This window comes from Massilia paldalensis, assembly GCF_044901715.1.
GTDB classification, from domain to species: Bacteria; Pseudomonadota; Gammaproteobacteria; order Burkholderiales; family Burkholderiaceae_D; genus Telluria; species Telluria paldalensis.
This window is the reverse complement of sequence record NZ_JBJCIU010000005.1, coordinates 363,406-386,368: the sequence shown is the minus strand read 5'-3', so window position 1 is coordinate 386,368 and position 22,963 is coordinate 363,406. Positions and strand designations below refer to the sequence as shown.

General features: G+C 69.6%; 19 protein-coding genes. 7 read left to right on the top strand and 12 right to left on the bottom strand.

The genetic code is table 11. The annotated features are described in order from the left end of the window. Positions 1–103 precede the first annotated feature (103 nt). A complete protein-coding gene (locus ACI1V7_RS24385) occupies positions 104–3,298 on the top strand; it encodes a di-heme oxidoredictase family protein (RefSeq protein ID WP_404534568.1) in 3,195 nt (1,064 codons plus the stop codon). A 131-nt stretch (positions 3,299–3,429) separates the two neighbouring features. Here ACI1V7_RS24385 and ACI1V7_RS24380 read toward each other — a convergent pair whose 3' ends face one another. Both ACI1V7_RS24380 and ACI1V7_RS24375 read right to left on the bottom strand, forming a co-directional pair. Beyond that, on the bottom strand, positions 3,430–4,017 hold the full coding sequence (locus ACI1V7_RS24380) for a hypothetical protein (protein ID WP_404534566.1): 588 nt from the start codon (positions 4,015–4,017) through the stop codon (positions 3,430–3,432). A 10-nt stretch (positions 4,018–4,027) separates the two neighbouring features. Continuing rightward, complete coding sequence (locus tag ACI1V7_RS24375; protein ID WP_404534565.1) at positions 4,028–5,212, bottom strand: zinc-dependent alcohol dehydrogenase; 1,185 nt, start codon at positions 5,210–5,212, stop codon at positions 4,028–4,030. A gap of 327 nt (positions 5,213–5,539) precedes the next feature. On the opposite strand from ACI1V7_RS24375, the gene ACI1V7_RS24370 reads away from it, so the two are divergent. The 4 genes from ACI1V7_RS24370 (at position 5,540) to ACI1V7_RS24355 (ending at position 9,204) form a co-directional block, all read left to right on the top strand. Continuing rightward, positions 5,540–6,517, top strand: coding sequence for a ferritin-like domain-containing protein (locus ACI1V7_RS24370; protein WP_404534564.1), 978 nt, complete (start codon positions 5,540–5,542; stop codon positions 6,515–6,517). Between the two features lie 13 nt (positions 6,518–6,530). Next, on the top strand, positions 6,531–7,799 hold the full coding sequence (locus ACI1V7_RS24365; RefSeq protein WP_404534562.1) for an Nramp family divalent metal transporter: 1,269 nt from the start codon (positions 6,531–6,533) through the stop codon (positions 7,797–7,799). A gap of 116 nt (positions 7,800–7,915) precedes the next feature. Next, complete coding sequence (locus ACI1V7_RS24360; protein WP_404534561.1) at positions 7,916–8,503, top strand: sigma-70 family RNA polymerase sigma factor; 588 nt, start codon at positions 7,916–7,918, stop codon at positions 8,501–8,503. Continuing rightward, on the top strand, positions 8,500–9,204 hold the full coding sequence (locus tag ACI1V7_RS24355) for an anti-sigma factor (protein WP_404534560.1): 705 nt from the start codon (positions 8,500–8,502) through the stop codon (positions 9,202–9,204). The genes ACI1V7_RS24360 and ACI1V7_RS24355 overlap by 4 nt, the downstream gene beginning before the upstream one ends. Before the next feature lie 74 nt (positions 9,205–9,278). On the opposite strand, the gene ACI1V7_RS24350 is transcribed toward ACI1V7_RS24355, so the two are convergent. From ACI1V7_RS24350 to ACI1V7_RS24315, 8 genes are all read right to left on the bottom strand, one after another. Then, positions 9,279–10,589: a c-type cytochrome gene (locus ACI1V7_RS24350; RefSeq protein ID WP_404534559.1), complete on the bottom strand. Its 1,311-nt coding sequence runs from the start codon at positions 10,587–10,589 to the stop codon at positions 9,279–9,281. Continuing rightward, the gene (locus tag ACI1V7_RS24345) at positions 10,586–12,790 is read right to left on the bottom strand and encodes a xanthine dehydrogenase family protein molybdopterin-binding subunit (protein ID WP_404534558.1); all 2,205 of its coding nucleotides are present in this window, start codon (positions 12,788–12,790) and stop codon (positions 10,586–10,588) included. The genes ACI1V7_RS24350 and ACI1V7_RS24345 overlap by 4 nt, the downstream gene beginning before the upstream one ends. Further along, a complete protein-coding gene (locus ACI1V7_RS24340; RefSeq protein ID WP_404534556.1) occupies positions 12,787–13,293 on the bottom strand; it encodes a (2Fe-2S)-binding protein in 507 nt (168 codons plus the stop codon). The genes ACI1V7_RS24345 and ACI1V7_RS24340 overlap by 4 nt, the downstream gene beginning before the upstream one ends. Positions 13,294–13,346: 53 nt before the next feature. Further along, positions 13,347–14,324: an MBL fold metallo-hydrolase gene (locus tag ACI1V7_RS24335; RefSeq protein ID WP_404534555.1), complete on the bottom strand. Its 978-nt coding sequence runs from the start codon at positions 14,322–14,324 to the stop codon at positions 13,347–13,349. 63 nt (positions 14,325–14,387) lie between these two features. Then, positions 14,388–15,344, bottom strand: coding sequence for an alpha/beta fold hydrolase (locus ACI1V7_RS24330; protein ID WP_404534554.1), 957 nt, complete (start codon positions 15,342–15,344; stop codon positions 14,388–14,390). Between the two features lie 36 nt (positions 15,345–15,380). After that, positions 15,381–16,679 (bottom strand): cytochrome c, encoded by a 1,299-nt coding sequence (locus ACI1V7_RS24325; protein WP_404534553.1) that lies wholly within the window; start codon positions 16,677–16,679, stop codon positions 15,381–15,383. Positions 16,680–16,699: 20 nt separating this feature from the next. Continuing rightward, positions 16,700–18,466: a GMC family oxidoreductase gene (locus ACI1V7_RS24320; protein ID WP_404534551.1), complete on the bottom strand. Its 1,767-nt coding sequence runs from the start codon at positions 18,464–18,466 to the stop codon at positions 16,700–16,702. Further along, the gene (locus tag ACI1V7_RS24315; RefSeq protein WP_404534550.1) at positions 18,463–19,203 is read right to left on the bottom strand and encodes a gluconate 2-dehydrogenase subunit 3 family protein; all 741 of its coding nucleotides are present in this window, start codon (positions 19,201–19,203) and stop codon (positions 18,463–18,465) included. Before ACI1V7_RS24315 ends, ACI1V7_RS24320 begins: the two co-directional genes overlap by 4 nt. 171 nt (positions 19,204–19,374) lie before the next feature. Here ACI1V7_RS24315 and ACI1V7_RS24310 point away from each other — a divergent pair, with 171 nt between their 5' ends. Further along, positions 19,375–20,241, top strand: a complete 867-nt coding sequence (locus ACI1V7_RS24310; protein ID WP_404534549.1) for an alpha/beta fold hydrolase — start codon at positions 19,375–19,377, stop codon at positions 20,239–20,241. A gap of 1 nt (position 20,242) precedes the next feature. Beyond that, a complete protein-coding gene (locus tag ACI1V7_RS24305) occupies positions 20,243–21,178 on the top strand; it encodes an AEC family transporter (RefSeq protein ID WP_404534548.1) in 936 nt (311 codons plus the stop codon). Positions 21,179–21,232: 54 nt separating this feature from the next. Here the strand turns inward: ACI1V7_RS24305 and ACI1V7_RS24300 are convergent, their stop codons facing one another. Together ACI1V7_RS24300 and ACI1V7_RS24295 are read right to left on the bottom strand one after the other, a co-directional pair. Further along, positions 21,233–22,090 (bottom strand): fumarylacetoacetate hydrolase family protein, encoded by an 858-nt coding sequence (locus ACI1V7_RS24300; protein ID WP_404534546.1) that lies wholly within the window; start codon positions 22,088–22,090, stop codon positions 21,233–21,235. 54 nt (positions 22,091–22,144) lie between these two features. Beyond that, on the bottom strand, positions 22,145–22,828 hold the full coding sequence (locus ACI1V7_RS24295) for a response regulator transcription factor (RefSeq protein ID WP_404534544.1): 684 nt from the start codon (positions 22,826–22,828) through the stop codon (positions 22,145–22,147). Positions 22,829–22,963 lie beyond the last annotated feature (135 nt).

The following is a 22,963-nucleotide window of genomic DNA, read 5'->3' as shown; positions in this document are numbered from 1 at the left end:
AAACAATGTTGTCGCCGCTGCATTTGTCCGCGACGACGCGGCGCGTCGGCATGGACGAGTAAAAAAGCCTATTCAGGGAGAAAAAATGCAAGATGAATATCGAATGAACCGGTGGATGCCAGGCCGCGCGGCACCAGCCGGAACGCTGGCGCTTGCCGGCTGCATGGCCGCACTGCTGGCGGCCTGCGGCTCCGGGACGCAGGACGACCACGCGACAATGGCCAGCGCGAGCGGGAAGCGGCTGGCGGCCAGCGTAACGGCCGAAAGCGTGCTGACGCCGGTGCAGGCGACGGCCAGCGCATCGGAACGGGGCGACCTGGACGCGAAGGCGGCGATCGACCACGACGACGGCACGCGCTGGAGCAGCGGCTTCACGGACGACCAGTACCTCACGCTCGACTTCGGCGCGTCCAAGCCGATCGACCGGGTGCGCATCAGCTGGGAGAACGCCCACGCGGCGGCCTACCTGCTGCAGGTTTCCGACGACAACGCCCACTGGACGACGATCAAGTCGGTGACGGACAGCGCGGGCGGCGTCGAGGACTTCGGCAATCTCGGCGCCAACGGCCGCTACCTGCGCATGCAGGGGGTCAAGCGCTCCGGCCAGTACGGCTATTCGATCTTCGAGATGCAGGCGTTTTCGGGCAGCGCAGCGACGTCGCCGGCCGATCCCGGCTCGCCGCCCCCGGACGTCGACCTGAGCAAGCCGGGCGCCGCGATCGTCCCGGTGGGCGTGGCCTCGTCCGGCGACGAGAACGGCGGCCTGGCCGCCGCGAAGGCCATCGACGGCAAGCTGGATACCCGCTGGGCCAGCAAGGCCGAGGATGGCGCCTGGATCACCTTCGATTTCGGCCGGAAGGTCCCCATCGGCTACATGAAGCTGGTCTGGGAGAACGCCTACGGCAAGGAATACATCCTGCGCGCTTCCGAAGACGGCAAGGCATGGACGCAGCTGCGCTACGTCAGCGGCGCGACGGGCGGCACCGAGGAACAGTTCAACCTCAACGCGAACGCCCGCTACATCCAGTTGCAGGGCGTGGCGCGCGCGACCAAGTACGGCTACTCGCTGTACGAGGTCGCATTCAAGACGCCGGGCAGCGACAACACGGCGGGGACGAGCGCCACGTCGGCGCTGAAGTACCCGGCCGGCGGCGGCGGCATGCAGCCGCTCCCGGCCGCCGCCTCGCCCATGGAGACGATCCAGTTCACGCTTGCCGACGGCACCATCGTGACCCGCTTCGGCGCGCGCGCGATGGCGCGCCACGGGCGCGAGCGGGGCGAGGAGTGGAACGAGATCGGCGAGGGCCCGAACGAGACCGTCGACCAGGCCACCGGCCTGCCGCTCGACAAGGGCCCGGGCAACTACCTGACCTTCGTGCCGCAGTACTTCCAGAACCGCACCTGGGGCATCGAGATCATCGACAACAGCCGCGTGGCGGGCGTCACGCGGCCGACGCTGATCTACAACCAGTACACGACGGTCGACTTCCTGTCGGGCGGCGTCGCGTTCTTCCGTGCCTTCGACCGCGCGGGCGTGACGGGCTATGGCTGGATGAATCCGGGCGAGCTGGTGGACCGCAACGTCCCGGTCTGCGCGCCGACCCCGTACCCGCAGCCTGGCCGCCTGGTGACTTCCACCGGCATCAACGGCGCCTGCACGCTGCTCGTCAAGCAGTATCCGGGGCACGGCGGGATCGACGCGGACGGCAAGCCGAACGGCACGAACGTGCCGAGCCGCGCGCTGGTCGTGGGCGATGCGATCGAGGTCGCGCCGTCGATGTTCACCACCGTCGAATCGCTGGCGTCGAAGGGCGACCGCGGCGGCATCCGCTACTACGGTCCGGAATGGATCTACGTGGTCGGCAGCGGCCTGCGTCCGTGGTACGGCGTGCAGCCGCGCCTGAACTCGGTGCCCCTGCCGGAGTCGACCCTGTCGGGCGGGCTCGGATCGGTGTCGTACAACTACTCCGACAACGGCCTGTTCATGTTCCAGCAGCCGCAGAACAATGCGGGCATGCAGAACATCCAGCGCTTCGTCGAAGGCCGCCGCCTCGTGCACACCAACTTCACGACGGGCGCCCACAACGAGCCGGGCAACGATCCGTACCAGGCCGCCATCGGCCTGCAGGGTGGACGCTTCAGCCAGTCCGCCTGCATCGGCTGCCACGTCAACAACGGCCGCAGCCCCGCACCCGTGGCGGTCAACCAGCGCCTGGACAGCATGTCGATCCGCGTCGCGGCGCTCACCAGCGCCGGCGTGCAGGTGCCGCATCCGCAATACGGCATGGCGGTGCAGATGAACGCGCCGGCGGCGGCGGGCAGCAAGCAGAACTGGGGCAACGGCGTGCGCGTGGGCAGTTTCGAGAGCCGCACCGTCAAGCTGGCCGACGGCAGCACCGTCGAATTGCGCAAGCCCGTCCTGGCGTTCGAGGGCGCCGTGCCGGCCGTCGTGTCGCTGCGCTCGGCCCAGCCGATGATCGGCACGGGCCTGCTCGAGGCCGTGCCCGAAGCGACGATCCTGGCGCGCGTGCGTAGCGCCCCCGATGCCGACGGCGTCAAGGGCACGGCGCAGTACGTGTTCGACCCGGAGAGCGGCGCCGTGCGCCTGGGCCGCTTCGGCTGGAAGGCGGGCAAGGCCACGCTGCGCCACCAGACGGCGGAAGCGCTGCTGCTGGACATGGGCGTGACCTCGACGATCTATCCGAGCCGTGCCTGCAACAACGGTCCGGCGGCGTGCGCGTCGGGTAGCGCGCAGGCGGGGATTTCGGAGGCCGACCTGCAGTCGATCACCAACTACCTGGCCCTGGTCGCCGTGCCCGCGCAACGCAGCCTGGCGAGCGGCTTCCCGAAAGGCGTCGCGCCGATCGAGGAGATGGACGTCAAGCCGGCACTGGTCGCGGCAGGCGGCAAGGTGTTCGAGGCGATGCGCTGCACGGCCTGCCACACGGCCGAGATGAAGACGGGCGACGGCCACCTGTTCGCCGAATTGCGCAGCCAGACCATCCGGCCGTACTCGGACCTGCTGCTGCATGACATGGGCAAGGACCTGGGCGACGGCTTCACGGAGGGCCAGGCCAGCGACACCATGTGGCGTACCGCGCCGCTGTGGGGCATCGGCTACAGCGAGAAGGTGATGGGCACGGGCGGCCGCGTCGGCTACCTGCACGACGGCCGCGCCCGCAGCCTGACGGAAGCCATCCTCTGGCACGGCGGCGAGGCGGACCGTGCGCGCCAGCGCTTCGAGGCGCTGTCGAAGGCCGACCGCGATGCGCTGATGGCGTTCCTGCGTTCGCTGTAACACACTGGAGCGGGGCGGTCGCTGTTGCCGCTCCGCTCCAGACGGTCGCCGGACGCCGTATTGGCGGCAAGATGCGCCGCGCCAGGCCAAGCGCGTCCCCACGGCTGAGCGGCGTGGCCGCGGCGCAACGGCTAATACCTGCGGCGTTTCAGCAGCGCCATGACACCGCCCACCACGATGGTGGTGATCAGCGCCTTGCGCACCAGCCCGGCCGGGTTGTAGCGCAGCTCGGACCGGATGCCCATCTCTCCCAGCACGTTCGGCACGTGACCATGGCGCAGGTCGTCCACGATGCCTTCGACCGTGTTGACGCGGTCGGCCGCGATCAGCATCAGCCAGTGGCGCACATCGTTTTCCGGCAGCTTGTAGGCCACGCGCCGCATGGCGCCCGACAGCCACTTCGGCGGCTGGGCCGTGCCGAACAGCGGCGTGATGCCCGGCCGCTCCGGCGAGCAGAACACCTCGACGGTCTGGGCCTGCTGCACCGGCTGTCCCTGGGGGACGTGGATGAAGCGCGGCGGGGTGCGCTCCATCGGGATGGCCGGACGGTTCTTGTGGTCGAGGTCCGAGCCCCAGCCGGGAATGCGCTGCAAGTGCTCGCGGGGAGGACTGTGCCGGTCCAGCGGGTGGTCGATCTGGCGATCGTAGTCGACATGGCCGTGGTGGTGGGGATTGCGCCGCTGTTCCTCCAGATCGCGCAGGGCTAGTTGGTGTTCCATGGCTGCTCCTTCAATGGATGACGCTGCCCACCGTCGCACGCGCCGCGCCGGCGCGCGGAGGAATCAGGACGGTCTTGATGCAGTCGTCGTACTTGCTCGAGAAAATGTGGTACGCGTCGGAGACTTCTTCCAGCGGCACGCGGTGGGTGATGATTTCCTTCGGATTCAGGTGTCCCTGGCGGATGTGCTCGATGAGGTGCGGCACATGGCGCTTGACGGCCGCCTGGTTCATCCGCAGCGTGAGGCCCTTGTTCAGCGCGTTACCGATCGGCACGGCATTGAAGGTCGGCCCGTAGACGCCGACGATCGACACGTTGCCACCCTTGCGCACCGAGTTGATGGCCCAGAACAGCGCGGTGGCCGCGCCTGCCTGCAGCATGGTCCAGCGTCCCGTGATGGTCTGGGTCAGGCTGCCCGACGCCTCGCAGCCGACGGCGTCGATGCAGGCGTCCGCGCCCAGCCAGTCCGTCATCTTCTTGATGTGCAGCGCCATGTCGCCCACCTCGCGGAAGTTGACGACCTCGGCGGGCGCGTAGCGCCGGACGAAGTCGAGCCGGTAGTCCACGTGGTCGACCACGATGACGCGGCCCGCGCCGAACAGCCAGGCCGACCGGGCGGCGAAGATGCCGACCGGCCCCGCGCCGAACACGACCACGGTATCGCCCTCGTGGATGTCGGCCATCTCGGCCGCCTGGTAGCCGGTCGGCAAGGCGTCCGTCAGCAGCACGGCGTCGTCGTCGGCGATGTCGTCGGGGATCTTGTACGGTCCCACATCGGCCATCGGCACCCGGACGAACTCGGCCTGGCCGCCGTCGTAGCCGCCCGTCGTGTGCGAGTAGCCGTAGATGCCGCCCACGGCGGTCGCCTCGGGGTTCGTGTTGTGGCAGTTGCTGTACAGCTCGCGCTGGCAGAAGAAGCACGAGCCGCAGAACAGGTTGAACGGCACGAGCACGCGGTCGCCCGGCTTGATCGTCTCGACGGCCGAGCCGACCTGTTCGACGATGCCGATGAATTCGTGGCCGAAGGTATGGCCGACGCGCGTGTCGGGCACCAGGCCGTGGTACAGGTGCAGGTCGGACCCGCAGATGCAGGCACGCGTCACCCGCACGATGGCGTCGCCCGGGTGTTCGATGACGGGGTCCGGCTTTTGCTGGGGCCGGACCCGGTATGGTCCACGATAAGTCATTGCTAGCATAAAACCTCCTGTGAGGAATGTTCCGCGCTCTGGCACGTGCGCTGCTGCCGCTGCGCGAAAAGTGTTTGACCCCAAGGATGGCGATATGTGCGCGGTGCCTTGGTTGACCGCGGCCAGGTCGCCATCGCTCCCACCATCGGCTAGCTCGTCCGGCGGCACGGCCCCATGCGGATTCCATGCGCACGCGAGAAAAAAGTTGAATCCGAACGGCGTCCCGGCCAGTACAAGCACCATGCCGTGCGCGACTGGCGTTTCCTTTTTCCACAACGAAATTTCAGTGGGGTGCCGGCGATGTTTTCTCGACGTTTCATTAACCGGAGGAATACCATGACGGACACGAATCTGACCCTGGCATTACTGGAATCACGTCAACAGAAACTGGAAAAGCGCCGCTCCTTCTTCAAGAATGTCGGCGGCCTGAGCGTCGGCCTGGTCGGCGGGACGCTGCTCAGCGCGTGCGGCGGTTCCGTCCACGATGCCGTCGCCCAGGCGGCCCAGCCGACCGATACCGATATCCTGAATTTCGCCCTCAACCTGGAATACCTCGAAGCGCAGTTCTATTCGTATGCCGTGTTCGGGACGGGACTGAGCGCCAGCCTGCTGGGCGGCGCCGGCACGCAGGGCACCGTCACCGGCGGCAAGGCGGTACCGTTCAAGGATCCGCTGGTCGCGCAATATGCGAAGGAAATCGCCCAGGACGAGATCGCGCACGTCGGCTTCCTGCGCAAGGCCCTCGGCAGCGCCGCCGTGGCGATGCCGTCCATCGACATCGGCGGCACCGACCCGAACGGCGCGTTCTCGAACGCCGCCCGTGCCGCCGGCCTCGTGGGTGCCGGCCAGGCCTTCGACCCCTATGCCAGCGACGAGAACTTCCTGCTCGGCGCCTTCATCTTCGAGGACGTCGGTGTCACCGCCTACAAGGGCGCCTCGCCGCTGATCAGCAACAAGACCTTCCTGGAAGCCGCGGCGGGCATTCTTGCGGCCGAGGCCTACCATGCGGGCCTCGTGCGCACCGTGCTGTACACGAAAGGCTTGACGGCCCCGTCGCTGCGCACGGCCGCCGGCGCTATCTCGGACGCACGCGACAGCCTGGACAATGCAACCGACGTCGACCAGGGCATCACCACGGCCGGCGACGACACGGTCTCGAACATCGTCCCGCTGGACAAGGACGGCATCGCCTTCAGCCGCACGCCCGGCGACGTGCTGAACATCGTGTACCTGACCAAGGAGTCCGTCACCATGGGCGGCTTCTTCCCGAAGGGGGCCAACGGCTTGCTGAACATGAGCACGGCCTACGCCTGACATGACGCCGCCCGTGCTCACTGCGACGGCCGGGCCGGACGTGGGGCCGTGGTGGCGGCGCATCGGGGCCTATCTCGGCCCCGGCTACCTCGTCGCCGTCGGCTACATGGACCCGGGCAACTGGGCGACCGACCTGGCCGGCGGCGCCGCGCACGGCTACGCGCTGCTGTGGATCGTGGGCCTGTCCAGCCTGATGGCGATGCTGCTGCAGGTGCTGTCGGCACGCCTGGGCATCGTGGCCCAGGCCGACCTGGCCCAGCTGTGCCGCCGCCATGCCTCGCGCCGTTCCGCGCTGGCCCAGTGGGTGTTGTGCGAGCTGGCCATCTGCGCCTGCGACCTCGCCGAAGTCATCGGCACCGCCATCGCCCTGAACATGCTGTTCGGCATACCGCTCGTGGTCGGCGTGCTGCTCACCGTGCTCGACGTCCTGCTGATCCTCTGGCTGCAGAAGTCGGGGCTGCGCTACCTGGAGGCATTCGTGATCGCGCTGATGGGCATCGTGTTCGTCTGCTTCGGCATCAACCTCGTGCTGGCACGGCCCGAGTGGGGGGCCGTCGCCGCGGGATTCCTGCCGTCCACGCGTACCGTCACCGATCCGGGCATGCTGTACCTGGCGATCGGCATCGTCGGCGCCACGGTCATGCCGCACAACCTGTACCTGCATTCGTCGACGGTCCGCACGCGCGGCAGGCGTGACGGACGGGAAGACAAAGGCAGCGCGATCGCCTTCGCCACGGCGGACATCATGGTGGCCCTGGCGCTGGCGCTGCTTGTCAACGCCGCCATCCTCGTGACGTCGGCCGCCGTGTTCCATGTCAGCGGACACGCCGCCGTGGCCGAGCTGCAGGATGCGCATCGGCTGCTCGGGCCGCTCACGGGCACGGCGCTGGCCGGTACCCTGTTCGCGGTCGCCCTGCTGGCGGCGGGGCAGAGCTCGTCCGTCACCGCCACCCTGGCCGGCCAGGTCGTGATGGAAGGTTTCCTGCAGCTGCGCCTGCCGCCCTGGGCAAGGCGGCTCCTCACCCGCGCGATCGCCGTCGTACCGGCCTTCCTCGTCACGCTTACCTGCGGCGACGACGGGATCGGGCGCCTGCTCTTGTTCAGCCAGGTCGTGCTCAGCCTGCAATTACCGTTCGCGATGATCCCGCTGATCCGCTTCACGAGCGACAGGGCGATCATGGGCCGCTTCGCCAGCCCGCCCTGGATGCGGGGCGCGGCCTGGGTGACGACGGCGACCATCGTGGGCTTGAACCTCGTTCTCCTCGCGCGGGTGCTGGCATGAAAACCGCAGGTTCCTCAAAACAATTTCTCGGAAACCAATCGTGCGCCTCAGCAAGCGTGCTATTTTTGCAACCAACATTCACACCGTATTCGCGCGCTCCCAACGACAAGGCCTGCATGTCCGATCCCCGCACTCCCGACCCCGCGCAGTTGCGCACCTGGCTGCACGGCGCGGCACGGCAGGACGCCGCCGCCTTCCGCCAGTTGTACGATGCCACCTCGGCCAAGTTGTTCGGCTTCGCCCTGCGTATCCTGGGCAGGCGCGAACTGGCCGAGGAAGCGCTGCAGGACGGCTATATCGCGATCTGGAACAACGCCGCCAGCTATCAAAGCCACCTGGCGGCGCCGATGACGTGGATGACGACCATCGTCCGCAACAAGGCCTTCGACCTCCTGCAACGGACGGGCAACGATGCCGAGATCGATGCCGACCAGTTCGACGCCCGGATCGCCGACGCGCTGCGCGACCCGGCCGCGACGCCGATCGACTCGCTGTCGCTCAGCCGCGACGCCAGGGCGCTCGCCTATTGCATGTCGGCGCTGGAAGGCTTGCACCGTCAGGTGCTGGGCCTGGCGTTCTTCCACGACCTGTCGCACAACGACGTGGCGCAGCGGATGGCGCTGCCCATCGGTACCGTCAAGACGTGGATCCGCCGCAGCCTGGACAAGCTCAAGACCTGCCTGGCGAAAGGCGAGCGGCGATGAACCTGCGCGACAAACCGGTCCTGCGCGACAAGCTGGCGGCGGAGTACGTGCTCGGCACCTTGCGCGGCCGCGCGCGGCGCCGTTTCGAATCCTACCTGCACGACGACGCGGCCTTGCGCCGCACCGTCGTGGAATGGCAGGACCGGCTGGCGCCGATGGCCGAATTCGCCGGCGCGCGGACGCCGCCCAGGCGCGTCTGGAACACCATCGCACGGCGGCTGGACCTGCGCGGCGCCCACGCCGCCTGGCAGTTCTGGCGCAACGAATCGCTGCTGCTGTGGCGCTGGGTCGGCGCCGTGTCGCTGGCCGGTGTCCTCGTGCTCGGCGGCGCACTGGTCGCCTACCGCCAGCAGCCGGCGCAGCCGGACTACGTCGCCACGCTGGCCGACGACAAGGCGCAGCCGGTGCTGTTGCTGACCGGGGACACGCGGCGCAATGTGCTCACCGTGCGGCTGGTCGGGAATGTCGCCGTCGCCGACGACAGGACGCTGCAGCTGTGGGCCGTGCCGGCGCGCGGCAATCCCCGTTCGCTCGGCCTGTTGCCGAAGGAGGGCGCGAGCACGCTGGCGCTCGGCACGCAGGCACTGGGCGCGGACGTGGCGCTGCTGGCGGTGTCGCTCGAACCCAAGGGCGGCTCGCCGGATCCGCAGGGTCCCACCGGGCCGATCCTCTACAAGGGCAACTGGGTGCGCTTATTGTAGGGATTGGAGTTGACAGCACGGCGGCGCGTACTTCCGACGCCCAACTTGGCGCCCGTCCGCGCTGGTCCGCGCCGCTACTGCTTGCGCTGCGCCGCCACCGTCTCCGCCGTCACGGCGCCCTGCCTGCCCCCGAACTGGTGGATCACGTAATTGCTCACCTGGGCGATTTCCGCGTCGCTGAGCGTCCGGAACGCCGGCATGAACACGTCCTGCGTGCCGATGCGCAGGTGGGCGCCGTGCAGCAGCGTCTGCACGATGTTGCGGCCCGACGGATCGTGCACGGAACGGGCGCCGGCCAGCGCCGCGTACTCCGATTGCGGCCCCGTGCCGTTCCACTGGTGGCAGCTGGCACAGCTGCCTTCGAACAACCGCAGGCCGGCGCGCAGCTGTGCCGGCGTGTCCGCGGCCGGCCCGTAGGCGGCCGCGCCGACGGCGGCGGACCCCGTGGCGCGGCCCGTGCCCGCGCCACCCGCCGGCCCGTCCGTGCGCGGCGCGATGCTGCGCAGGTAGACGATCAGCGCGCGCGTGTCCTCGTGGTCCAGGTATTGCAGGCTGTTCTCGACCGCTTCGCCCATGGGGCCGCCGGCGCTGCCGCGGCCGGGCGTGTGGCCCAGCCGCAGGTACTGGTAGAGCTGGGCGTCCGTCCAGCCGCCGATGCCGTGCACCGGGTCCGGCGTGATGTTCGGCGCCAGCCAGCCGTCGACGACGGCGCCGCCCAGTTCCTTGCCGTGGTCCAGCGCGAAGCCGATGTTGCGCGGCGTGTGGCATTCGGCGCAGTGGGCGAGGGCGGTGGCCAGGTAGGCGCCGCGGTTCCATTCGGGCGAGCGGTCCGGGGCCGGCGCGAAGCGGGCGCTCCTGAAGAACGCGGCGTTCCAGAAGCCCATCGCCCAGCGCTGGTTGAAGGGGAAGGCCAGGTCCGGCTCCGGCGTGGCCTGATGGGTCGCGGGAAGGCTGAACAGGTAAGCCTTGATCGCCAGCGCATCGTCGCGGCTCAGCTGCGAGTACGACGTGTAGGGGAAGGCCGGATACAAGCGCTTGCCGTCCTTGCGGATGCCGTCGTGCATGGCGCGGACGAAGTCGTCGTCGCTCCAGGCGCCGATGCCGGTGTCGCGGTCGGGCGTGATGTTCGACGCGTACAGCGTCCCGAACGGCAGCTTGAACGCGAGGCCGCCGGCGAACGGCTTGCCGCCCGGGGCGGTATGGCAGGCGACGCAGTCGGCCGCGCGCGCCAGGTAGGCGCCGCGCGCCACCAGCGCCGCCGACGGCGGCGCTCCGTGCAGGACGGGCGCCGTCCCCGGCGAGGGGTCGGAACGGTTGAGGAAGGCGTAGGCGGCGGCCGCGCAGGCGGCCAGGGCCAGCGGGACCAGGACGAGGGTGCGCTTCATGCCTTGCGTCCTTTCTGTGCCAGCAGCTCGCGGCGCACCGGCAGTTCGCGCAGGCGCACGCCGGTGGCCGCGTGGATGGCGTTGCACAGGGCCGGCGCCGCGATCGCGGTGCCCAGTTCGCCGATGCCGCCCGGTGCCTCGCCGCTGTCGACGATGTGGACTTCCACGTGCGGGGTTTCGTTCATGCGTATCATGCGGTAGTCGTTGAAATTGCTTTGCTGGATGGCGCCGTGTTCGATCGTGACCTCGTTGAACAGGGCCGCGCTCAGTCCGAACAGCAGGCCGCCCTGCACCTGCGATTCGATCGAACCGACATTGACGGGGATGCCGCAATCGACGGCCACGACGGCGCGGCGCAGGAGCACGTCGCCTTCCGCGCTCACCTCCACCTCGACCATCGCGCACACCCTGCTGCCGAACGGCTCGCCCACGGCGACGCCGCGGCCCGTGCGCGCGGGCAGCGGACCACCCCAGCCCATCTTGGCCGCGGCCAGGTCCAGCAGCGCCAGCGTGCGCGGATTGTCGCGCAGCAGCGCGCGGCGCCATGCGACCGGGTCGGCCTTCGCGCGGTGCGCCAGCTCGTCGAAGAAACTCTCGACGATGAACAGGTTGTGCAGCGCGCCCACGCCGCGCCACCAGCCCACCAGCAGCCCGGGCGGCATGTCGTGCCGCACCCATTCGACCTTCATGCGCGGCACGTCGTAGGGGATCTCGGCGATGGATTCCACCACGTCGTGGTCGAGGCCGTTCTTGAGCAGGCTGCCGGGGCGCCAGCGGCCCAGCACCGTGGCGCTGCAGATGCGGTCGCCGTACCAGACGGGAAAGCCGCGTCCGTCGACGACGGCGGAAATGACGTCGTGGTACATGGGACGGACGATGTCGTGGCGGATGTCTTCCTCGCGTGTCCATACGACCTTCAGCGGATACGGTACGAGCCGCGCGAACTTCACCGCCTGGTCGACGTAGTCCGTTTCCAGGCGGCGCCCGAAGCCCCCGCCCAGGTATTGCGGATGCAGCACGATGTCCTCGACGGGCAGCCCCGTGAGCTTCGCCGCGTTGGCGACGACGTGCGTGGGCACCTGGGTGCCGGCCCAGATCTCGCAGCGGCGCGCCGTCACGTGCACGGTCGCGTTCAGCGGCTCCATCGTCGCGTGGGCGAGCATCGGCATCCTGTAGGTCGCGCTGACCAGGTCGCCGGCGGGGCGGCTGCCTTCCTCGCGCGCGACGATGGCCTTGCCGTTCGCCTGGCTGGCGGCCAGGCCGTCGCGCAGCTGCTGTGTCGTGAGCGTGGCGTTCGGCCCGTGGTGCCAGGTGATGTCCAGCAGGTCCAGGGCGCGCCGGGCGGCCCAGAAATGGGTCGCGACGACAGCCACCGCATTGTCGATGCGCAGCACGTCGACGACGCCGGGCACGGCGCGCGCGGCGCGGTCGTCCAGCCGGGCCAGCGTGCCGCCGAAGACGGGGCAGGCCCGCACCGTGGCCGTGCGCATGCCCGGCACCTGCACGTCGATGCCGAACGGCGTGCTGCCGTTGACCTTGCCGGCGGCGTCGAGCCGCGCCATCGGCTTGCCGATCAGCCGGAACGCGCTGCGCGGCTTGAGCGTGACCGCGCCCGGATCCGGCAGCTTGCCGGCGGCCACGGCGACGTCCGCATAGCGGAGCTGGCGCCCCGATGCGCGGTGGTGGATCACGCCGCGTTCGACCGTGCAGGCCGCCGGATTCGTCTTCCAGCGTGCCGCCGCCGCGGCGACGAGCAGCGTGCGTGCCACCGCACCGGCCTGGCGCAGCTCCGTGAACGTGCTGCGCGTGCCGGTCGAGCCGCCCGTGATCTGGCCCTTCAGCAGCTTCATGCCGTACAGGGCATCGCTCGGTGGCGAATGCTGCAGCCGGATCTGGTCCAGGCCGACGTCGAGTTCTTCCGCCAGCAGCATGCACGATCCCGTGTAGATTGCCTGGCCCATCTCGACGCCCGGCATCACCAGCCGGATGGTGCCGTCCGCATCGATGCGCACGAAGGCGTTCGGGGCGAATGGCGGCGCGCCGTCCGCGGCCGCGGCGGCGGCATCGCCGGCCTGTCGGTGCGGATCGACGAGCGCCATGGCTTGCTTGCCGGCGCCCAGCCACAGGAAGCCGACGGCGAGCCCGCCGGCCTTGAGGACGCCGCGCCGTCCTGCCGCCACGGTATCGTCGCGCGCGCTCATGGACGCACCCCCGGTGCGGCGGCGGGAATGGCCTGGGCCACCTCGACCCTGCCGCTGGCCGCCTGCTTGATGGCGGCGCGGATGCGCACGTAGGTCGCGCAGCGGCACAGGTTGCCGGACATGGCGGCGTCGATGTCGGCATCGGTGGGGGCGGGGTTGTGGTTCAGCAGCGCGGTCGCGGCCATGATCTGGCCCGACTGGCAATAGCCGCACTGGACGACGTCGACGGCCAGCCAGGCGGCCTGTACCCGCTTGCCGGTGCCGGTCTCGCCGATCGCCTCGATCGTCGTGACCTGCCGTTCGCCGACGGCCGACACGGGCAGCACGCACGAGCGCACCGGCATGCCGTCGACGTGGACGGTGCAGGCGCCGCATTGGGCGATGCCGCAGCCGAACTTGGTGCCGGTCATGCCGATGACGTCGCGCAGTACCCAGAGCAGCGGCGTGTCGCCGGTGACGTCGACGGCATGGGATTGGCCGTTGACCTTGATCGTGTAAGACATGAGGGTGTTCCTGGAGTGAAGTCGTAAGAGGGACGCCGTGGCGTCCGCGCGGATCACAGGCCGCTGCCCGGCGCAGCCTCGTAGTTCGCCGGCACCCAGCGGTAGCGGTCGCCGTCGCGCGCCACATGCCCCAGGCCGGGGAAGGAAACGTGGGCGGCACCGATCCAGAAATGCTCGGCGGCAGCGCGCGCGAACAGGGCGGCGCGGGCACGCTGCGCGTCCTTGTCGCTGCTGTCGTACTTGAGGGCGGCGCGCGGGTCGGCCAGCTGCACGGGGGCCACGTGCACGATGTCGCCCCACAGCAGCAGCTTCTGGCCGCGGCTCTCCACCAGATAGGCCGTGTGTCCGGGCGTGTGGCCGGGTTCGGCCACGCTGCGGATGCCGGGCAGGAGCTCCACGTCGCCGCTGAACGGACGCAGGCGGCCGGCCGCTTCGTAGGGCGCCAGCGCGGCATCGGCGCTGTCGAAGAAGCTGCGCAGGAATTCCGGGGCCGCATCGCGGCGCGTGCGGCTGCGCCAGTAGTCGGCGTCCGTGCGCGCGACGCGGATCACGGCGTTCGGGAAGGCGATCTTCCCGTCGTGCAGCACGCCGCCCACATGGTCCTTGTGCAGGTGGGTCAGCAGCACCTCGTCGACCTGCTCCGGGCGGTAGCCGGCGGCGCGCAGGTTGTCCAGCAGCTTGCCGCAGCAGGGACCGTACAGCGCGCCGGCGCCCGTGTCGATCAGTACGAGCTTGCTGCCCGTATTGACGAGGAAGGCATTGATCGATCCCTGGATCGGCAGCGCCAGGTCGTCCCTGGCCAGCGCGGCGGCCACCTGTTCCTGCGTGGTGTCGATCATGACGGTGTCGACCGGGAACACGTGGCTGCCGTCGGACAGGGCGGTGACCTGGAAGTCGCCGAGCAGCATCCGGTAGTAGCCCGGATTGTCGCCGCGCGCCATCGGGGCGGCGGCTTCGCTGGCGGGCGTCGCCAGCAGCGCCGCGGCCACGACGGCGGCGGCGGCGGCGAAGGAAGAGGGGCGGAACATCATCGGTCCTTTCGATGCGGTTGGGCGGACCCGTGCCGCGCCGGCGGGGGCGCGGCACGGCGCGGATCAGGCTTTCGCGAACGCCAGGAAGTCGGCGTTGAACTGCTCCCTGTGGGTATCGGGCAGGCCGTGCGGGGCGCCGGGGTAGGTGATGAACTTGGCGTGCTTGATGATGCGCGCCGCCGCGCGTCCACCCGCGTCGAGCGGCACGACCTGGTCGTCCTCGCCGTTGACGATCAGCGTCGGCTTGTCGAACTTCTTGAGGTCCTCGTGGAAGTCCGTCTCGGAGAAGGCCTTGATGCAGTCATACAGGTTCTTGTGGCCGGCCTGCATGCCCTGGTTGTAGAACGCGAGGATCAGGCCTTGCGACGGCTTGGCGCCCGGACGGTTGTAGTTGTAGAACGGGCCGGAGGCGAAGTCGAGGTACAGCTGGCCGCGGTTGGCGAGCGACGCGGCGCGGATGCCGTCGAACACGGCCATCGGCAGCCCGTTCGGGTTGCTGTCGGTCTTGAGCATCAGCGGCGTGACGGACGAGACCAGCGCCAGCTTGGCGACCCGTTTCGTGCCGTGGCGGGCCACGTAGCGCGCGACCTCGCCGCCGCCCGTCGAAAAGCCCGCCAGGATGATGTTGTTCAGGTCCAGCGCCTCGATCAGTTGCGCGAGGTCGTCCGCGTAGTGGTCCATGTCGTTGCCTTCCCAGGGCTGGCTGGAGCGGCCGTGGCCGCGGCGGTCGTGGAAGACGACGCGGAAGCCGTTGCTGGCCAGGTGGAATGCGGCCGCGTCCCAGCTGTCCGCGCTTTGCGGCCAGCCGTGGCTCAGGACGACGGGCTGGCCGTCGCGCGGGCCCCAGTCCTTGTAGTAGATCTCGACGTTGTCGCGCGTCGTCAGGACGCTGGCGGTGCGGTGCAGCTTGCCGGCGGGCGCGGCACTGGCCGGCAGCGCCGTCGCGACGGCGGCTGCGGTGGCGATGGCGCCGCCCACGATTGCGCTGCGGCGCGCGGTGTCGATCGTTGCTTGTTCCATGGTGAGATCCTTGCTTGGTGGTGGAAAAGGTGGGTGCTAGCGGCGCAGCCTGGCGACGTCGCGCGCCTCGACGGCGGGGGCCCGGTTGCCCCAGCTGCCGCGCACGAAGGTGGCCACGTCCGCCACCTCCGCGTCGCTCAGCCGGCCCGCGAAGGCCGGCATCGTGAACTGGGCCGGCGTGGCCTGCGTGCGCGCCGTCTGCATGCCCTCGAGGACGATGCGGATGACGGAATCCGGCGGCGCCGCCGCGACGGCGGGGTTGCCTGCGAGCGCGGGGAACACGCCTTCGTAGCCCTTGCCGTCGGGACGGTGGCAGGCGGCGCAGTTGTCTAGGTAGAGCATGGCGCCGCGCGCGCCGGCGTCGCCGCTGCGCAGCGCGCGGCTGGTGGCCGGGTCGTAGGCATACTTGCCTTGCACGGTGCCGGCATCCCCGACCGACTTCAGGTAGCGCGCCACCGCGGTGGCGTCGGCCGGGTTGAGGTACTGGGTGCTGTTGGCGACGACCTCGTTCATCGACGCGAAGGCCATGCCGTGGGCATTGCTGCCGGTGCGCAGGAACTCGGCGATCTGTTCCTCGCTCCACGCGCCGATGGTCGTGCGGTCGCCGTTGCGCAGGCTCGGCGCGTGCCAGCCGTCGATGATGGCGCCGGACAGGTAGGCGGGGCCGTCCTGCGGCCCGAACGCGCGTACCTGCAGTCCCGGCCCGCGCGGTGTATGGCAGTCGCCGCAATGGCCCAGGCCCTCGACGATGTAGGCGCCGCGCCGCAGCACCGGGTCGCCCGCGAAGCTGAACGGCGCGGGTTCCGGCGCGAAGGCCCAGCGCCACACCGTCAGCGGCCAGCGCATCGACAGCGGCCACGGGATTTCGTTGGGGCGCTCCGGCACGGCGGCCGGTTCGACGGCATGCATGAAGTAGGCGTACAGCGCGGCTACGTCCTCCGGCGTCGTGCGGGCATACGACGAGTAGGGCATGGCGGGATACAGCGTGTGCCCGTTGGCGACGCCGTAGCGCAGCGCGCGGTCGAAGTCGGCCAGCGTGTAGTTGCCGATGCCGTGGCGGCGGTCCGGCGTGATGTTGCTCGTGTAGATCGCGCCGATCGGCGTCTCCATGCGCAGACCGCCGGCGAACGGGGGCTGGCCGGCCACGCTGTGGCAGGCGGCGCAGTCGCCCAGGCGGGCGAGATAGGCGCCGCGCGCGATCGTGGCGGGATCGGCGCTGCCGGCGCGCGGATGGGCGCCCGTGTTCGCGTCCGACCAGCGCGTGGCGCCGAACAGCCCGAGGCCGGCGGCGAGCGCGGCGGCGGCGATGCCGATGGCCAGGGTGCGCATCCGCATGCGTGTCCTCATGCGCATCCTCATGCGTGCACCAGCGGGCCGCCGGTCCTGAGCCAGGTGGAACGGATCCTGGCCGCGGCGAAATAGGTCAGCGCGCCCACCAGGCCGGTCGGGTTGTAGCCGATGTTCTGGGGGAAGGACGAGGCGCCGAACACGAACACGTTGGGCACGTCCCAGCATTGCGAATAGCGGTTCAGGACACTGTTCGACGGGTCGGTGCCGATGATCGCCCCACCCGTGTTATGGGTGGACTGGTAGACGCGCACATCGTAGGCGTCGCCCGGCTTGATGATGTGCTGGCTCATGCGCTGCGGCTTCATCGCCTGGACGATCTCGGCGGCCCTTGCCGAGGTGAAGGCGGTCATCCTGAGTTCGTTCGGATGCCAGTCGAAGGTCATGCGCAGCAGGGGCAGGCCGTGGGCGTCGCGGTAGGTCGGATCGAGGTCCAGGTAGCGGTCGCGGTAGGACATCACGGAGCCCATCGTGGCGACGGAACTCGTGTGGGCGTAGTGCTTGCGCACGGCGCTCTTCCAGCCGCTGCCCCAGCGCGGCGCGTCCGGCGGCAGCGGCATCTGCACGATGGGACGTCCGCCGGTGGCCCCCGCGAAGATCATCGCGCCGCCCACGAAGCCCTTGCCCGCATGGTCGAAATGGTCGGCATTGAAGTCGTCGATGGCCATCTGGCCGGCCGCGCCGGCGCCGACGAAGGGATTCATGTGGACGTCCTCGTCGAAATACGCCGTCGTGCTGCTGACGATCTGGTAGGCGTAGTTCTTGCCCACCACGCCCTTGCCGCTGACCGGGTCGTAGGGGCGGCCTATGCCCGACAGGAGCAGCATGCGCACGTTGTTCAGCTGGAAGCTGGCCAGCACCACCATGTCCGCCGGCTGGTCGACCTGGCGCCCGCTGGCATCGACGTAGCGCACGCCGGTGGCGCGCTTGCCGCTCTTGTCCAGCAGGATCCGCGTGGCGTAGGCGTTGTGCCGCACCTCCAGCCTGGGGCGGCCCTTCAGGACCGGGATGATCGTCGTCTGGGGCGCCGCCTTGGAATACAGGAAGCAGCCGAAGCCTTCGCAGAAGCCGCACAGGTTGCACGGACCCATGCGCACGCCGTAGGGATTGGTGTAGGCCGTGGTGCTGTTCGCGGCCGGCACGGGGAAGGGCTTGTAGCCCAGTTCCCCGGCGGCGCGCGCGAACAGCTGCGAGCTCAGGATCGGCGGCAGCGGCGCGGCGGGGAAGGGATGGCTGCGCGCGCCCTCGTAGTGGTTGCCGCCGTCCTGCAGGGTTCCGCGCAGGTTGCCGGCGATGCCGGCCACGCCGTTGACCTTCTCGAAGTGGTCGAACCAGGGTTCCAGTTCCTCGAACGCGATGCCGTAGTCCTGGATCGTCATGTCGGCGGGGATGAACTTCTTGCCGTAGCGCTCCTCGTAGACGCTGCGCAGGCGCAGGTCGTTCGGCGACGCGCGCCATTGCTGGCCGTTCCAGTGGGCGCCGGCCCCTCCCGTACCGGTGCCGAGGATGAACGAGCCGTACTGGCGGTAGGGCACGGCCGTCTCGCCCGGGCGGTGGCGCACGGTCACCGTCTCGCCCGCGAGCGGCTGCCACAGGTCGCCACGGACGGCGTATTTCAGCTCGTCGGCGATGCGCGGATAGACGAAGTCCGTGCCCGTATCGCGTTGCGGGCCCCGTTCCAGCACGACGACGGACAGGCCGGCGTCGGTCAATTCCTTGGCCATGATGGAGCCGGTCCATCCGTAGCCGATGATCACGGCATCGACCGGTTTCATGCGCGCTCCCGCGATCCGTCGATGGCGACCGGTCCGAACGGATAGGGACGTCCCTGCTGGTCGATCCAGTCCGTGAAGTCGGCGCGTGCGCCGGGGAAGCCGATCATCTTCCAGGCGGCCATGCCGCGGTTGCCGCCGTACATGGGGTCGGCGAAATAGCCTTCGCGCGTATTGCGCAGCAACAGGCCGAAGAACGCGGCGGCGAGCGCCGTGTCCTGGCCCAGCGCGGCCGTGTCGGCCAGCGTCAGCATCGCGTCGCGGGCGCCGGCGTCGAGGGCGGCGAACGGCTTGCCATGCGCGGCATGGGCGGCGCGGTCGATGGCGGCGATGCCGGCGCGGTACAGCTCGCGCGGCGCCAGGCGCATCTGGTAGCCCAGCGTGGGCGGAGCGTCGGGGTGGTAAGGGCCCTGCATGTACCAGTAGGCGCCGTGGCCGTAAGGGAGCTGCATCTGCTTGTCGAGGAACACGGGCACGCCCGCTTCGACGGCGCCCGGACCGTTGCCGTCGGCCGGGATCAGGCGGTCGACGGCGGCCTGCACGAAGGCCCATTCGGCGGCGGTGAAGAAGCCGGGGGCGTAGGCGGTGGAAGCGGCAGGGGAAACAGGCGATGCAGCGGTCGTGGACGCGAATGCGAGGCCGGCGGCGCCGCGCAGGAAATCGCGGCGTCTCAAGGGAAGCGCATGAGGGGCGTCCGGGTCGCGTGCCGGGCGTTGCGCCTGCGGGGTGTGTTCGTCCATGTCTCGTTCCTGCCGGGTGTGTCGAATGGCAGGAGTCTAGGAAGCCCTGGCGATGGGTCATACCGACTAAAGTCGTATTTTTTCCCCTTTTCGACGGACCCGGCCTTTATGCAGATACCGGGGAAGAAGCCCTTTGCTCCAATACGCGCTTCATCACACCGCGAGGACAATATGAGCATCGACATCAAGCACCACACCGTCACCGCCAACGGCATCCGCCAGCACTACCTGGAGGCCGGGGCGGGCGCGCCGGTCGTGCTGCTGCACGGTTTCCCCGAGACCAGCTTCGCCTGGCGCCACCAGATCCCCGTGCTGGCACGGCACTACCGCGTCATCGCACCGGACCTGCGCGGCTACGGCGAAACCGACAAGCCGGCGGGCGGTTACGACAAGCGCAACATGGCGCGCGACCTGCGCGAGCTGCTGCGCGCGCTCGACATCGACCGCATCGCGCTCGTTGGCCACGACCGCGGCGCGCGCGTGGCGACCCGCTTCGTCAAGGATCATCCGGAGGTGGTCGAGCGCCTGGTGGTGATGGACAACGTGCCGACCCGTATCGTGGCGCGCGAGTTCAGCCCCGCGGTCGCGAAATCCTACTGGTTCTTCATCTTCAACCAGGTGCCGGACCTGCCCGAGGCGCTGATCGCGGGCCGCGAGGACCTGTGGCTGCGCCACCTGTTCTCCGACTGGTGCTACAACCCGCTGGCCATCGACGGCGACGACTTCCGCACCTACGTCGAGGCCTACCGCCGCCCGGGCGCCGTGCGCGGGGCGATGGCGGACTACCGCGCCATCGCCGAGGACGTGGAGCAGGACAAGGCCGACGCGCACGTCAGGATCGCCTGCCCGACGCTGTCGCTGTGGGGCGCCGACTTCCACGCCGTCGGCAAGATGTTCGACATGGCGGCGATCTGGTCCGAGATGGCGAGCGACCTGCGCACCTTTGCCGTGCCGCAGTCCGGCCACCTGCCGCAGGAAGAGCAGCCGGAGATCGTCAACGCCCAGCTGCTGGACTTCCTGCGCGACTGGAAGGGCTGACGTGACCGTCCTGTTCTCCATCGTCCTGCCGATCTTCGCCCTGGTCGGTGCCGGCTGGCTGGCGCGCCAGCGCGGCTGGATCGGCGCGGCCGGCGCGTTCGAGATGAACCGTTTCGTCGTGTATCTCGCGATGCCCGCGCTGCTGTTCCAGATCATGGCGAAATCGACGTGGAGGGAGCTCGACCAGCCCGGCTTCATCGCGGCCTTCGGCCTGGCCAGCGCCGCCATCTACGTGCTGACCGTGGTGCTGCGGCGCGCGGGCGGCGGCGCGCTGGCCGACGCGAGCCTGGACGGCCTGAACGCGGCCTATGCGAACGTCGGCTTCATCGGCTTTCCGCTGTGCCTCGCGGCGTTCGGGCCGTCGAGCATGACGCCCGTGACGATCACGGCGATCCTGACCGTGTGCGTGCTGTTCGGCGTCGCGGTCACGGTCGTCGAGCTCGGGGTGCGGGAGCAGGGCAGCGCTTGGGACATCGCGGCCAGGGTCGGGTGGTCGCTGCTGAAGAACCCCCTGCTGCTGGCCCCGGCGCTGGGCGCCTTGTACGCCGGTTTCGCTCCGCCGTTGCCCGAGGGGGCGAACCGGTTCCTGACGCTGCTCGCGCAGGCCGCCAGCCCATGCGCGCTGGTGGCGCTGGGCCTGTTCATCGCCGAGCAGAAGGCGCGGCCACGCTTGCCGGAGCTCGGCGTGCAGGTCGCGCTCAAGCTGGTCGGCCAGCCCTTGCTGACCTGGGTGCTGGCCGACCGGGTCTTCCATTTGCCGCCGGCATTGACGGGCATGGCCGTCGTGCTCGCGGCCCTGCCGACGGGTACCGGACCGTTCATGCTGGCGAATATGTACAAGCGCGAGGCGGGTGGCATCGCCGGCAGCATCCTCGTGTCCACGGTCCTGTCCATCGTGACGATCTCGGTGCTGGTCGGCTGGTTCAGGACGACGTGAATGCCGTGTCCCGGAGCCACTCCGCTTCCCGCGCGGAAGCCGAGTGGCGTCGGGCTAGTCGCGGGGACCTTCGAACGCCGTCACGACGTGGTGCTGGACGCCGAGGCCGGCGATCGACAGGACCACTTCATCGCCTTCCTTCAGCCATTGCGGCTCCGGCTTCATGCCCATCGATACCCCGGGCGGCGTGCCCGTGCAGATCACGTCGCCGGGTTCGAGCGTCATGTAGCGGCTGCAGTAGGCGACCAGGTGCGCCACGCCGAAGATCATCGTGGCCGTATTGCCGGTCTGGCGGCGCTGGCCGTTCACGTCGAGCCACATCGCCAGCCCCTGCGGGTCCGGCACCTCGTCGCGCGTGACGAGCCAGGGGCCGAGCGGGCCGAAGGTATCGGCGCTCTTGCCCTTGTCCCACTGGGAGCTCTGGAACTGGAAGCCGCGGTCCGTGACGTCGTTCACGACGCAGTAGCCGGCCACGTAATCCAGTGCCCGGTCCTCCGTGACGTAGCTGGCGCGCTTGCCGATGACGACGCCCAGCTCGACCTCCCAGTCCAGGCGGGTGGCGTGGGGCGGCTTGACGATCGGATCGTCGGCGCCGCTGATGGCGGTGGTCGGCTTGAAGAACACCACCGGCTCGGTGGGGATGGGCAGGTCGGCTTCCTCGGCGTGGTCGCGGTAGTTCAGGCCGATGGCGACCAGCTTGCCGATGCCGGCGACCGGCGGGGCGTAGCGGACGTCGTAGGGGAGCTCGGGCAGCTGGCGCGGATCGATCCCGGCCAGCGCGGCCACGCTCCCGTCGGCGAGTGCCTGCGCGGTGATGTCGGGGAGGTGTGCGGACAGGTCGCGCAGCCTGCCGTGCCCGTCCAGCATGCCCGGGCGTTCGCTGCCCGGTTGTCCGTGTCTGAATAGCTTCATCGTGGTCTCTTGAAGTGAGGTGGTTGGAGGACCAGGCCGGTCGCCATGCACGCCTCAGAGCGTGATGTAGCCGCGCCTGAGGCTGAGTGTCACCGCATGGGTGCGATCGTTTGCCCCGAGCTTCTCGAGGATCGCACTCATGTGGCATTTGACGGTCGGCTCGCTGATATTCAGAAGCTCGCCGATCCTGCGATTCGAGTTTCCGCCGGCGGCGAGGCGCAGCACGTCGAGTTCGCGGGCGGAAAGCGCATCCGCCGGATGGTACGTTGCCGCATCCCGCTGGCCCGGTGCGGCCAGCGCCGCCCCCTGGTGGACCGTGCGGATGGCCTGCGCGAGGTCGGCGGCCCGCACGTCCTTCAGCAGGTAGGCGGCGGCGCCGGCACGCAGCGCCTCCGCGACGCGGACGTCGCCTCCGAACGTCGTCAGGGCGATGATGCGCGCACGGGGGTGCCTGGCACGGATACGGGCGATCGCCTGCAGGCCGTCGAGCACCGGCATCTGCATGTCGATCAGCGCGACGTCCGGCAGGCTGCGATCGTATTCGGCGATGGCTTCTTCGCCGTTGCAGGCCATCGCGACGATGTCCATGCCGCCCATGGCCTCGAGCGATGCGGCGATCCCTTCACGCATCATCGGATGGTCGTCGACCACCATCACGCGCAGGGGCATGGCGCCGCGCGCGATCGCACCGTCCAGCGGCGCGGTGATCCGTCGGGAGACTGTGTCGGACCAAGTCATGCGTGTGTTCCCTGAATGGCGTCGGCGGGACGGTGCGCCGCCCGACGTGATTTACCAGCCGAGGGGCGGACCCCTCGAAGCATGGACGCATTGTCGTCAGGGGAGCCGGCTTGCGTCTAGATATATCAATGGATA